We start from the raw sequence: 13,484 nt of genomic DNA, 5'->3' as shown, positions 1-13,484 counted from the left end.
GTAGTTATAGATTAATTTCAGTATCTAATTCTTGAATAACAATTTTCAACTGTTCAATAGCTTCTTCGATACTCATATCCGTTAGCTGTGTAGCTGCATTCGATAAATGACCGCCACCACCCATTTTTTCCATCACTCGTTGAACGTTCTTATTGCCAAGACTTCTCGCACTAATCCCAGTACGACCGTCATTCCGTTTAGTTACAACAAATGAGGCATCTATATTTTCCATGGATAACATCATATCCGCAGTCTGAGCAGCTACAACTGTAGGGTAGACAATTGTCTCCTCTCCATGAACAATTCCGATATTGTTCGGAAGAATCTCAAGTGAATTTAATAAATGGCTTCGCATCAAATACGTATCTACATTTTCTTTCAGTAAACGTTGAATGAGAATGGTGTCCGCGCCAACTGATTTTAAATAACTAGCCGTATCGAAGGTTCTAGAACCTGTACGCAACGTGAAATTTCTTGTATCTACGATAATCCCCGCTAATAACGTCGTTGCTTCAATAGTCTTAATTTGTTCTTCCTCATTCGATTGATATTCTAGAAGTTCGGTAATTAACTCACCAGCTGAAGAAGCATACGGTTCAATATAAACCAAATCAGGATTTGCAGGAAATTCTTGTCCACGTCGATGGTGATCAATAATGACCAATTGATTTGCTTTTTCAACAACTTCTGGTGAAGCAGTTAGGGACGGTTTGTTTACATCCACGATAATGACTAATGTTTCTGGCGTTAATAAAGCTTCCGCCATTTCTGGAGTCACGATAGAAGAGGAGAGTTCCTCATCTTCCTTAATCACAGCCATTAATTTCTTAATATCGTGAGAGTATTGGTCTGGGTTCGTGACAATCCACGATGTTTTACCATGCATTTTAGCAATTCTACGAATCCCTAAACATCCTCCAACACAGTCCATGTCAGGATATTGGTGTCCCATAATGATAATTTGGGTTGCTTCAGCCATCATGTTTTCTAAGGCTTGAGAAACCATACGAGAACGCACTCTTGTCCGCTTCTCTAAAGGGTTACTTTTTCCACCATAGAACCTTGTTTCTTCTTTTTTTGAACGAACTACTACCTGATCCCCACCACGCCCCAGCGCTAAGTCAAGATTTTCTTGTGCTTGAGCGGCGATTTCATCATAATTCATTACATTTTCTGTAGAATCTGCATAAGAAAACCCCATACTTACGGTCAGTGGTGTATTTTGCTGAGCTGTTGTTTCTCTGACCTTATCAATAATATCGAACTTGTCTTTTTCTAATCTAGATAATATTTTTTTATCGAGAAATGCTACAAAACGGTCTGTATCTACTCGTTTTAAATAAATATTATTATGGTTCGCCCAACTCGTTAACTGGTTCGTCACGAAGTTATTTAGGTTAGATTTCTTGCGATCTGTTAAAGATTGCGATACTTCAGCAAAATTATCAACGAATATTTGTCCAAAAACGGGTCTTTCATCTAAATAGGTTTCCTTAATTACGGCATATTCCGTTATATCCATCATATAAAGCATACCTATATCTGAATGAAATACCGTTTGGAAATATTTATCTTTCCAATGAATCACTTTTTCTTCATTCGGCTCTAAATGATTAACCATACTTGCTAAATCCGTATCAATTTTTTCTAGTGAAAATCCTAATAGTTCTTTTTTATCAAAATATTTTTGTAGGTAAGGGTTAATCCACTGTATTTCACTATTAGAATCTAAGAGCAACATACCAATTGGCATCTTAATAGAGGCGTCTTGTGATCCTTTGTTGATTTTGTAAGATAGATTCGATATATAGTGATTCGTTTCTTTTATTATATAATCTGCAAAAGAGTAGAGTAGTATACCAATTAATATTACAAATAAAGTTAGAACAATCCCTACCCATATATTCATTACATAAGCTATTATAAGCATGCAGAGGACAATTCCAATGAAGGAGTATCCGTATTTTTTTATTGCATCGCCTTTAAGAAATGTCGGTAAAGCCTTAATACGTTCTGTTAGGCTTTTCTTCATTACTGCACCTTCTTTCTATAGACCCATTTTACCATATTTTTAAGAAATCGTCAGTTCTTCTAAAATGTTTCACGTGAAACATTTTGTAGAAAGAGGGTAGAGTCGTTCATAAATGTTTCACGTGAAACATTCTGTTGAATACCTGATGTAGTTTGTTGTTAAAGTGCTGTTTTACAAAATTTGAATGTTGATAAGAGCTTAAAGTTCTTCCAAATGAAGAAATCTCATCATTAACAATTTAAACTTTTGATATATAATAAAATAAAAAAGGATTGAGAAGTTCTCAATCCTTTTATTTAATATTAGTCTACTGTTGTGAATGGTAATAATCCCATGATACGCGCACGTTTGATTGCAACAGTTAAAGTACGTTGGTGTTTAGCACAAGTACCTGTTACACGGCGTGGTAAGATTTTACCTTTTTCAGAAATGTAACGTTTTAATAATTCTACATCTTTGTAATCAATGTAGTCTACGTGGTTTGCACAGAAGTAGCAAACTTTTTTACGACGGCGTTGACCGCCACCTCTACGTTGTTGAGCCATTATGGTATCCTCCTTTTAAACTTTAGAATGGTAAATCATCATCTGAAATGTTGATTGTCTCTCCATTACTTAAGAATGGATCTGACATTCCACCACCGAATGATGAAGTAGGAGTGTTAAATTGATTAAAGTTATTCGTTTGATTTTGTTGGAATCCACCTTGTGAGCTTTGATCGTTTGCTGGGCGTTGTTCAGTAACATTACGTGATTCTAATAACGAGAAGTTCTCAGCTAGCACTTCAGTCACATAAACTTTTTGGCCTTGTTGGTTATCATAGCTACGAGTTTGAATACGTCCTTCAATTCCTACTAGTGAGCCTTTACGAGTGAAATTCGCAAAGTTTTCTGCAGCTTTACGCCACATTACACAATTGATAAAGTCTGTTTCTCGTTCACCGTTTTGGTTTTGGTAACGACGATCAATTGCAATAGAGAAGCTCGCATAAGCAGTTCCGTTTGAAGTATAACGTAAATCAACGGCACGTGTTAAGCGTCCAACTAATACAACATTATTAATCATTTAATTCTTACTCCTTTCAAGATTTTTGTTTACATATAATAAACAATTATGCTTCTAATTTAACGATCATGTGACGTAAGATGTCATTGTTGATTTTCGCTAAACGGTCGAATTCATCGATTGCAGCAGCATCTTCAGCAGTGATGTTCACTAAGTGATAGATACCTTCTTGGAAATCTTTAATTTCGTATGCAAAACGACGTTTCGCCCAGTCTTTAGATTCAACAACAACTGCACCGTTGTCTGTTAAAACAGCATCAAATCTTGCAACCAATTCAGCTTTAGCAGCTTCATCGATGTTTGGACGGATGATATATAAAATCTCGTATTTTGATGTTTGACTCATTGACTGTCACCTCCTTATGGACTTTTGGCCTACTGAATGTTCAGCAAGCAAGGAGAGTATTATTTCTAATACTCACGTTCTGTAATTATAACAAACTTTGATATGAAAAGCAATTTAAGTATTTTTATTTTTTAAATACTTCTTCTTTAAAGCTATTGGTTGCTTTCAGTAATTGTTTGAATACTTTTGCCTTTAATTCAACCACATTTTGAGGATTTACCGAACCATTCTTCAAACTTCTTAGATCTTTTTGAACAGCTTCCTCAAATAGTGTTTGTAATTCTTCATAGCTATTAATCGTTTTTCCGTTTAATTCAAATGAATGGAATCCTTTTTTAGCTTGTTGAACAACTTCATCAAAATAGGCTTTCTTCCAATCTTCTAAATTATTAAAACGACCTTTAGAAATTTTTTGAATGATAAATTCATCGCTAAGAGGTTTTTTCTCTTTGTCAGCATCATTCTTATATTTGTTAGAAGCATAGCCAATAAAGCCTTCTTCATAACCAAAATATCCCCACATTCGGAATGTATTATGTTTAAATAATAACCCTCCTGGAGAACCTTTACTTGTATTTCCACCATAGATACCAGCTGTCATACGGACGTTCACATATGCAGAATCATAATCATCTGGCTTGAAAATGCGATTATCGAAATCTCGATTGGTAATAAAGTTATGATCCACTAAGTCATTCACTGAACGTAATTGAATTTGTTTTTCTTCCTGGGTAAGTGGGCGAACTTTATCGTATTGATCATTTTGATTTTGCTTCGCATTTCGAAGTTCACGATCTACTTTCTTAAACCATGCATTATTCAAGCTTTGGTTATTTTGTTTAATAACAGATTCACCTTCTAAATAATCCAGTAGCATTAAGGTGTCGTTATATCCCTTCATATAATGATCGATTTCCGTACGCGAATGTAGTTCATTTGGATTAGGATTATACCATTGATCACCATTATTTGGACGTTCAAAAGCCATGTTCAATCCTAACGCTCCATATTCGCCCATACCTCCTGGTACAGCAGTCTGTAGCATTCCTTGTGCAAAAGCTTCAACACCTGTTCCTTCTCTATGACGATAACCACCAAGATATACCACGCGGTCATTAATGTGTGTCGTTTCATGCGTATAGGCAGAAACCCCATAATCACTAATGGAATCAGACATTACGAAGACAACTTTTTCAGTTGGATGAGGATTTGCGTAAATATATGCATATGCACCTGCATAACCACCATTGTTTCCATAGTAATCCCCAACAGGTCCATAAAATTCTCGAATTGGAGCATAAACATTTGGCTGTCCATAACGTCCGTATTTATCTGGCCATCCTTGTCCATGAACATTATAGCCTTCCCAAATTGGAGTAACTGTATCTTTAGCAAGTCTACCTTTTACTTTATCGATGGCTAAACGATACCAGAAATCTAAATAATTAAGCTGACGATCGGCTACTAAATTAATATCGGCCTTCATTTCTTCAATCGTCTTTCTATATTTATCCGCAGAACCAATCGTAAGAGTATTGTAATTTGAAATCAAGAACATCTTTGCCTTCTCTACATTTAATAAAGGTAAAATCATTCTTCTATGCACAGGAACAATTAAATTATCAAATATGCGATATTTTGCATTTTTTAACCCTTCCATCTTAGAAGCACGTTCTACGATATAAACTTTCTCTTTGGTTGCATCAATAAACCAATCATTCATATTTTTAAATTCAGTCAATAGTTGACGGTTATAATTTAAAAATTCATCTAAATTTCTAACTAATGTATGTTTCGCTAATGCTTCTCCAAAGGCATCAAAGGTACGATTTCCTTTTAATGTACTTTCTTTAGAACCAATCTCAATCAATCTTTCCAATACATCAGAATTAATTCCATAGAAATCTGGTTTAAAAAGCATTAATTCTTTGATATTGAATTGGTCAAAATGAACCCCATAATAACGATGTAAATAGACCATTCCTAGCATTAATGCTGCTTTATTTTTTTCTACTTTATCAAGAATCATTTGTTTTGCCGCAGAAGATTCATTCAATTGATGGTCTTCGTTTTGAACTAGTTTAGTCACAAACGTTGTTAAGTTTTCTTTTACATGTGCAAAGCTTTCTTCTAAATAAAGATCTTTTACATATTCGCGTTTTTTCTCAATCGTATTATCTTGAGGTTTTTGACGTTTTTCAAGATACTGATACACATCATTCGACTGTAATTCTACTGAAGTTAATTTTTCAACAATGTCATGAATCAATGAACTATGGTTTTTATCAACAATATTCGGCGTATATTTAATCCCTAATTCCACAATATCGTATTCCTTAACATTCGAAATCCCTTCAGTACTTTCTCTTAAAGTATAGAATTCTTTTGTTTTATCTGCATAATGAACGAGGATACGATCGGCTTGACTTAAATCCGTTACAAAATTTGTTTGATTCATCGCAGTAACCGATAAAATTTCTTTTTGATTAAAAGCATGGTTTTCTTCTAAACGGTTCGCTTGATTGATAATAAACTCCTTATTATAAAATGGCTGAATCTTTTCCAAGTTCTTATAAGCTTGTTTATGAGACTCTTTGTAATCTTGAATCGCCGTATAAGGATTTTCTTTCGAAACAAGTCGGTTTAAAGCATCGATATGGGATTCTTCGCTTACAAAAGTATTCGCAGTAATCTTATAACTTGCCACACGAGCATCCGCAGCTTCTTTTGTTAACTCGATTTGCTTACCAGGATATTGATTATAGGACTTTTTACCTTCACTATAACCTTGTACGCTATATAATTGATTGATGTGAGGATGAGAATACTCATTAGTCATATCATCCGAACCAAATAACATTTCTCCATTAATTACTTTTGCATAACTGACATTATCTTTTACCGTTCCAAATGGCCAAGTTTTACTTGCAAAAGCTGCCGATTGAATAGGTTCTCTTACACGAATGATTCCTTTAGCAACGGACTGCGTTAGAGAACCTTTCGTCCCCGTTAAATAATCTCCAATCATTCCATACTCAACATATGGCACTAATAAACTAGCACGGACTTTATTCCCTGTTAAAGTAGCATCAACATAAGCACGTCTTACAATTGCACGGTAATTTTTGTCTGCAATCCCTCCTAAATTAGAAGCATTTCCACTTGTTGAATGTAATTTTCCGATAAAAGCAACATTTTCAATACGAGTGCCTTCATTCATATAATTGACAATCCCTGCCACATTGTTTCGACCAGAAATAGAACCTGTTACTTTAACATCTTCAATCACTGAAGTTCCATTCATCGTTTGAGCAACAGTAGCGATATCATCTTGATTCTTTTGATCAATATCTACATTTTCAAAATTCACATTTTTAATAGTTGCATTCTTAATGACATTGAATAATGGATGCTCCAAGTCTTTAATCGCAAAACGTTTACCATCTTCACTTAATAGTTTTCCAGTAAATTCTGCTTTAATATATGATTTTCCTTGAGAGGCTACGTTACGCGCACTCATACTTTGACCAAGTCTAAATTCTCCTGTCGGATTTTCACGAATCGCATTCACTAAGTCTTCAAAATCATAATACACATTTCCCACATGGGTTCTTGGCTTTTCAATAAAGTAAGTATATACGTCCTCAAAAGTTTGATTTCTCTGACGATCGACTAAATTTTCAGCCATAGCTGTCACTTTATAGACTTCTTTTCCGTTTGAGGCAATTTCTTCAATCGTTTTTACCGCTAATAAAGTTGTTTTATGATTTTCAGAAGTGATCTTTAAATAATAATGACTGGTGTCTGTTGGAACAGATGTCAATCGAGTTTCGTTATGTTCCTCTTGATTTTCGTATCTAACTAAACGAACTTCTCTCACATCTTTAATTTCAATTTTCTTTAGTTCTAATCGAACCGTTTGGTCTTCCAACAGTTGAGTTTCCGTGCCGTTTCCTCTATCAAATATCATTGATGTAGATAGAGTATAGTCTTTATAGTAATCAAGACCTTCTAGAACAGAGTGTAATTCATTCTCTGAAAGGGTTACTTCTTTTTCAACTTTGCCTTCTTTTTTCAAAGTGAGGGTAATCGATTGAATGGTAACGCCTTCTGGTTTCGTTAATGAATAATCCACTTCAACCGTACGTTTTAAATCATTTTTTTGTAAAGAATTAATCGATAAAACTGGTTTTTCTAGTTCTTTCGTTCCTTTTTTAATAATCTTATCTTCAGCTGGTTCTATAATGGTTTCTTCTACACTAGGTGCTTCGGAAGTTTTTTCCCCTTTAACGGTTTTAAACGTTTTTGTAATTTTTTTACGTCCTTCTTTACCGTTTTTTGAAACAGTCATCGTTCCTTTTGCTAAAGTCTCATCCTCTTCAACGATTTCTTTAAAAGGAATACTTTCAAAGGTTTCTTCAGAGGTTGTTCCGTCAATGGCTTTTGTTCCTTGAATGATTTTCTTCGGTTTAGCTTGTTTGATGACTTCTTCAGTAATGTGTATTGGGTCTCCAACTTTAATGCCATTTACTGTTTTATAATGTTTTGTGAGGATAGATTGTCCCTTTTCACCTTCTTGAAGAATTGTTACATCGTCTGTATATTTAGAAGAATCTTCTATAATTTCAGTCGTAAAATCAACATCAACTGTCTCTTTTTCTTCAACAACTGCTTCTACGACAGTGTTTTCCTTTGTTCCGACTGCTACAATTTCATCCACAGCAGGCTTCGAGATAGTGGATTCAATCATTTTTCTTTCTTCATGTCCATTTTCTACTCGTATTTCTGTAAAGACTGTCCGTTCTCCATTTATTCCTTGCTGGAGGACTTTCGTTTCTCCTTTAGGAAGAGTCACATCATTTTGAACGATTTTTCCATGAGGAATTGGTTCAACAGTTACTTCTAATGTAGGTTTATTCACAGTAGGAGAGGGTTCTCCCTCTTCAGGAGTTACTCTAGTTTCGACGTTAGGAAGCGTTATTTCTTCCTTTGTTCCATTGGCAACTACTTCAGGAACCGCTTCTTTTGAGATAATAGAGTCAACGATGACTTTTACTTCTTTTCCATTTTCAATACGAATTTCTGTAAAAATTGTTCGTTCTCCATCTACACCTTTTCGAAGAATTTTCGTTTCTCCTTTTGGAAGAGTCGCATCATTTTGAATTGTTGTGGTATAAGGAATAGCTTCTTTTGTTACTTCTAATCTAGGTTTGTTCCCAGTTGAAGAAATTTTATCTTCATTTGGACTAACTGGATCTTCAACGGTTGTACTTGTTGTATGATTTTGAATAGCTTCGGTAGTATTTGCAGTAGATGGTTCTGATAGAGTATTTGGTTGCGGTTGATTTTTTGCTTCTACATACCCCACATATTCATACCCATCGATTTGTATGATTCCTTCCTGAGTTGGTTCATGAATGGCTTTACTTAAATCCATCGCAAATGCAGTAGAAGGAATAAAGGTAGCCATCCCCGCAGTAGTGAAAAGAATCGCTCCTAGAATCTTATTTTTCTTTTTCTTAGAAACTACCAAGATGATACTAGATGCTGCTAGAGCTAGTCCGCCTAATACAAAAGAAGTTGGATTTGTTTCTGTACCTGTATGAGGTAAATTTCCCATTGTCTTTTTATATACTAGATAATAAACTTCTTCCTCTTGTGGAGGTACTTCATACTGAATCAACTGCTTTTCTTCATCACTTAAGCTAGCATAATCCAAATGATGATACTGTGTAGTCCCAGCAGCATTTACTGTAGTGCCCATACCAAAAAAAGCTGAACCAATTAATACAGATCCAGCATATTTCTTTATTTTTCGAATGGAAAAAATTTCTTTTTTCATAGTTGAATCCTTTCTTTAATTCCTAATCCTTTTAGAAAACTACTTTTAAAATATTGCAACTCATTATAACACATTTTATTAAAAATCCTAGCCGTCTGTTCTTACAAAAAACATATGCATTTCATACAAAATTTTCTTTGATGTATCATAGATAATACACTCATCCAATTAAAAACTATAAAAAAAAGCTCCTACAAAACAGCTGTAGGAGCTTATTTCATTTAATGTTATCCCCAAACCTCACGTGCGATTTCGCTAATTAAGGCAATTTTCTTCCATTGATCGTCTTCAGTAAGGATGTTTCCTTCTTCTGTTGATGCAAATCCACATTGTGTACTTAAGTATAAGTCTTCTAGTGGAACATACTCACTTGCTTCTTTAATACGAGCAATGACTTCATCTTTATCTTCTAATTTTCCTGATTTAGAAGTGAGAAGTCCTAGAACGACTTTCTTACCATTGTTTACTTTAGCTAGTGGCTTGAAGTCGCCGGCGCGGTCTGTATCGTATTCTAAGTAGTACGCATGTACGTTTTCGTCTTCGAATAATGCGTCGCTTACTGAATCGTAGCCACCTGAACTTGCCCAAGTTGAGTGGAAGTTTCCACGGCATACGTGAGTGTTCACTGTTAAATCCTCTGGTAAGTCTTCTAGAATTCCGTTGTTTAACTCTAGGAATTCACGTTTGTGTTCTCTTCTTAATTCTTCAGGTGTTAAATGACTTTCTTTTGAAATGATATTTAAGAAGTTATCATCTACGATCACACCCCATGTACAGTCATCGATTTGTAAGAGACGGCAACCTGCATCATATAATTCTTTAATCACTTGTCTGTAAGCAGCAATGATATCTTTAAAGAGTTCTTCTTTTGAAGGGTATACTGAGAAAGTTTGCTCAATATGCTCAGCGTCACGAATCAATTCGAAGTAGAATTGCGCTGGAGCAGGGATTGTTTGTTTTACGATGAAATCTTCATCTTCAAATTGTTTCAAGAATTTGAAGTGTTCTACGAATGGGTGATTTTCACCAGTGATTTTTCCAACGACATCTGCTGAGTCTGGTTTTGTAATTTCATCGTGGAATTGATATCCGATTTTTGCTTGAGTGTGGTCCACTCCGTTCAATCCCCAGAAGAAATCTAAGTGCCAATATTGGCGACGGAATTCGCCGTCTGTGAATCCTTTTAATCCAGCTTTCTTTTGTTGTTCGACTAACTTTTCGATGGCTTTATCTTCGACGGCTGTTAATTCCTCGCGTGTAATTTCTCCTTTTGCAAATTTTTCTTTTGCTTCTACTAATTCTTTTGGACGTAAGAAACTTCCTACGTGATCGACTCTAAATGGTGCTTGTAATTTTGACATTGGACATTCCTCCTATAAATAAAAAATCCTCACAGTATCGCTACTGCAAGGACGAAATTTCGTGTTACCACCTTGTTTTGTAGAATCCTCACGAATCCTACCTTACCGAGTACGCACACTGGGTGTTATACTCTACAGCTATAATGGGCTACCCATTTACATCTAATGATTCGATGTAAAATCACTCCCAGGCCATCTTCAAAAATTCAATTTGATCTCTTTCCACCTACCGAGACTCTCTTAGCAAATTTTCTTTTCTACTCACCTGTTCTTTGTGATGTCTGATGAACATGGTCTAAGGATAACAGAGAACAAACCGCATAGCAATAGGTTTTCTTATACCGTTTTTCTATCGACTGTTATAACTTTAAGTTATACACCTTAAAAAGCCTATAACATAGGTTATAAAAAAAGACTTAGAGACAATCTCTAAGTCTTCAATCATTATTCAGAATCGACTAATTCATGTAATTTTTTCTTATAGTAGAATGTTGCGTAAATCGATAAACCGAGAATTAAAACAACATAAGCAATGGTAATGAACCAAACCAAGGTACGATCCCATTTTGGTAATTCAGTTAATAAATAAACAGCTCCAAAGATAAATCCAAAGAGAACGACCATGAAAATAATCGCTTTTACCCCGCTACGCATACGGTTTAAGAGTTCAATGACATTCGTCCAACTTGGGGTAAAGAGCTTCAAGTCTCTGGCATATCCCCAACGACTAAGCCCTAGACTGATGATTCCCCATGAGAGAATAATGCCTAAGGTCATATAAATCGGTAAGCGAAGCGCCGTACAAATGACCGTCATAAGAACAACAGGGATAGCAGACTGAATCGCAAAGAGAATCCAGAATTTACGTTCCAAAAATTGATGCATATCGAATGGAAGAACTTTAAGATAATAATAGTTTTCTCGCTCGAGTGAAATTCCTACCGCTAATAAATTATTTCCTCCTGTATTGAAGAATGCAATGAAGGTAATCAGCATCGCAAATGGTAAGAAGGTATTTAGATTTAAAAAGTTCATAAAACTAAAGCCTACTAAAATATTCGACAAACTAAAGGCCATTGGAATAAGGAAGAGATATGGTAATATTCCTGCACTAATAATCGTTTGCGTTAATACAGAACCTTCCGTTAATTGGCGAAGAGTATAGCGAATCATGAATTTTGTCGAAAGCTTGTTGCCATCTAACTCCATTTGTTTTACACGTTCGACTTTTACTTTCGAAGACGATGTTTGCGAAACAGCTTGATAGAAGTTTGGCAATACAATGAACTTCACGAGGAGTAAAATCGCCACAAATACTAAGAGCACTAATCCAATCATCGGATAAACACTCATATCGAGTGGGTCTAAAATCGCATTATAGAAGGCTAGTTCTGGCTTAAGGAAAATTGGCATTTCTCCTATTGATATCTCTATCTGAACGGATTTTGTCAACATCATCACTTGATATCCCAAAATGGCTCCAAGAGAAATTACAAAGATTAAAATATTCGTAATCACGGATTGATATTTTCTAAAAAGCGGAATCTTCGCTAGGAAGAAGCAGAGAAGAAACATCGATACGTAAACAATCGCACTGAGTACAAGCGCTCCTATTAAGGCAATCGGAATTGTGAGGAGGAAATTGCCCCCTGAAAAATACACGTGGATTCCAAATAACATCACAATTGGAATAAATCCTTGCAATGTAGCCACTACAATCGAAAGGCTCTTCCCAAGAATGACTTCTAATTCTGTAAAAGCATAAGGTAAATACGATTCAAAGTCTTTACTTTCATAAAAGACATTGTAAACAGCTGGTAATGCTTGCGAAATTAAAATCATCAAGAATAAGAAAACCGTACTCGCAAATTGAAGTGGAGGGTATGAACGTCCCGAAATTGCTCCTGGAATTCCAAATAAAGTTCCAAACATCACCGCAAACATCAATTGTTGCATCAATGTTCTCATCGCAACATTCACCGGTTTCGATGGGTTTTTCGCTTGTTTCTTTCGATAATTTTGTAACATTGCCGGTTGAGTTGCAAAGATTAAATTGGTCTTCACCAGCGTAAGAATTCGATTAAACCGCATGTGAATCCACTCCTTCTTGTCTACCGGCTAGTGATAAGTAGATTTCTTCAAGCGTGCTATCTGGTCGTTGTCCTTTCAACTCTTGAATCGTACCGTAGAAAAGTAGTTTTCCTTTTTTCAAAATCGCAATTTTATCGCAAAGTTGTTCTGCTACTTCTAAAACGTGTGTCGAGAAGAGAACAGTATTCCCTTTATCGGCATGTTCGCGCATTAATTTCTTCAAGTCGTAAGAAGCTTGTGGGTCAAGACCCGTCATTGGTTCATCGAGTACCCAAATTTCAGGGTCTGATAAAAGCGCTCCGATAACGAATACCTTTTGACGCATCCCATGTGAGAATGAATCAATCACTTCATAACGATGTCCTTCAAAATCGAATAAATCTAATAGATAAGCAAGTCGATTTTCTACTTCATCTAGAGTCATTCCATAGGAAGAAGCAACTAATTCCCAGAATTCATTGGCTGTTAATCGTAGGAATAGGTCTGGACTATCAGCCACATAGCCAATTTTTTCTTTAATCGCAAGTCGATTAGCTGAAAGTTCTTGTCCGTCCACAACAATTTCTCCGCTTGTTGGATGAATGACGCTCACGAGTGATTTGATTGTGGTTGATTTACCAGCCCCGTTATGTCCGATTAATCCAATAATTTTTCCACTTTCAATCGTTAAGTTGAGCCCATCTAAAGCGACGGTTTGTCCATATATTTTTGAAACATTTTTAAATTCAATCATGTAAATTCCTCCTT

At 35.5% G+C, this 13,484-nt stretch carries 8 protein-coding genes and 1 other annotated feature; all 8 genes read right to left on the bottom strand.

Annotated elements, in window-relative coordinates:
* Nucleotides 1-4: 4 nt before the first annotated feature.
* The gene (locus ACO5V7_RS05745; protein ID WP_485485411.1) at nucleotides 5-2,032 is read right to left on the bottom strand and encodes a DHH family phosphoesterase; all 2,028 of its coding nucleotides are present in this window, start codon (nucleotides 2,030-2,032) and stop codon (nucleotides 5-7) included.
* Nucleotides 2,033-2,334: 302 nt separating this feature from the next.
* Entirely contained in the window at nucleotides 2,335-2,577 is a 243-nt protein-coding gene (gene rpsR, locus ACO5V7_RS05740; protein WP_005608178.1) for a 30S ribosomal protein S18, read from the bottom strand.
* Nucleotides 2,578-2,599: 22 nt separating this feature from the next.
* Entirely contained in the window at nucleotides 2,600-3,097 is a 498-nt protein-coding gene (ssb, locus tag ACO5V7_RS05735) for a single-stranded DNA-binding protein (protein WP_298648608.1), read from the bottom strand.
* Between the two features lie 46 nt (nucleotides 3,098-3,143).
* Complete coding sequence (gene rpsF, locus ACO5V7_RS05730; protein WP_005608182.1) at nucleotides 3,144-3,443, bottom strand: 30S ribosomal protein S6; 300 nt, start codon at nucleotides 3,441-3,443, stop codon at nucleotides 3,144-3,146.
* A gap of 124 nt (nucleotides 3,444-3,567) precedes the next feature.
* Entirely contained in the window at nucleotides 3,568-9,285 is a 5,718-nt protein-coding gene (locus ACO5V7_RS05725; RefSeq protein ID WP_485485410.1) for a ZmpA/ZmpB/ZmpC family metallo-endopeptidase, read from the bottom strand.
* Nucleotides 9,286-9,512: 227 nt separating this feature from the next.
* A complete protein-coding gene (locus tag ACO5V7_RS05720) occupies nucleotides 9,513-10,646 on the bottom strand; it encodes a 5-methyltetrahydropteroyltriglutamate--homocysteine S-methyltransferase (RefSeq protein WP_485485409.1) in 1,134 nt (377 codons plus the stop codon).
* Nucleotides 10,647-10,690: 44 nt separating this feature from the next.
* Nucleotides 10,691-10,928: a binding site (T-box leader), on the bottom strand.
* A gap of 162 nt (nucleotides 10,929-11,090) precedes the next feature.
* Complete coding sequence (locus ACO5V7_RS05715) at nucleotides 11,091-12,737, bottom strand: hypothetical protein (RefSeq protein ID WP_485485408.1); 1,647 nt, start codon at nucleotides 12,735-12,737, stop codon at nucleotides 11,091-11,093.
* Nucleotides 12,727-13,470 carry an ABC transporter ATP-binding protein gene (locus ACO5V7_RS05710; RefSeq protein WP_298648592.1) on the bottom strand — a complete coding sequence of 248 codons (744 nt, stop codon included), beginning with the start codon at nucleotides 13,468-13,470 and terminating at the stop codon, nucleotides 12,727-12,729. The genes ACO5V7_RS05715 and ACO5V7_RS05710 overlap by 11 nt, the downstream gene beginning before the upstream one ends.
* Nucleotides 13,471-13,484: the final 14 nt, after the last annotated feature.

Source organism: Granulicatella sp. (assembly GCF_057274575.1).
This window is presented reverse-complemented; position numbering and strand designations above follow the sequence as displayed.

Bases quoted from the DNA above. Each gene is read 5' to 3' on its own strand.
- ACO5V7_RS05745 (WP_485485411.1), bottom strand. From the start codon at position 2,032: ATGAAGAAAAGCCTAACAGAACGTATTAAGGCTTTACCGACATTTCTT.
- rpsR (WP_005608178.1), bottom strand. From the start codon at position 2,577: ATGGCTCAACAACGTAGAGGTGGCGGTCAACGCCGTCGTAAAAAAGTT.
- ssb (WP_298648608.1), bottom strand. From the start codon at position 3,097: ATGATTAATAATGTTGTATTAGTTGGACGCTTAACACGTGCCGTTGAT.
- rpsF (WP_005608182.1), bottom strand. From the start codon at position 3,443: ATGAGTCAAACATCAAAATACGAGATTTTATATATCATCCGTCCAAAC.
- ACO5V7_RS05725 (WP_485485410.1), bottom strand. From the start codon at position 9,285: ATGAAAAAAGAAATTTTTTCCATTCGAAAAATAAAGAAATATGCTGGA.
- ACO5V7_RS05720 (WP_485485409.1), bottom strand. From the start codon at position 10,646: ATGTCAAAATTACAAGCACCATTTAGAGTCGATCACGTAGGAAGTTTC.
- ACO5V7_RS05715 (WP_485485408.1), bottom strand. From the start codon at position 12,737: ATGCGGTTTAATCGAATTCTTACGCTGGTGAAGACCAATTTAATCTTT.
- ACO5V7_RS05710 (WP_298648592.1), bottom strand. From the start codon at position 13,470: ATGATTGAATTTAAAAATGTTTCAAAAATATATGGACAAACCGTCGCT.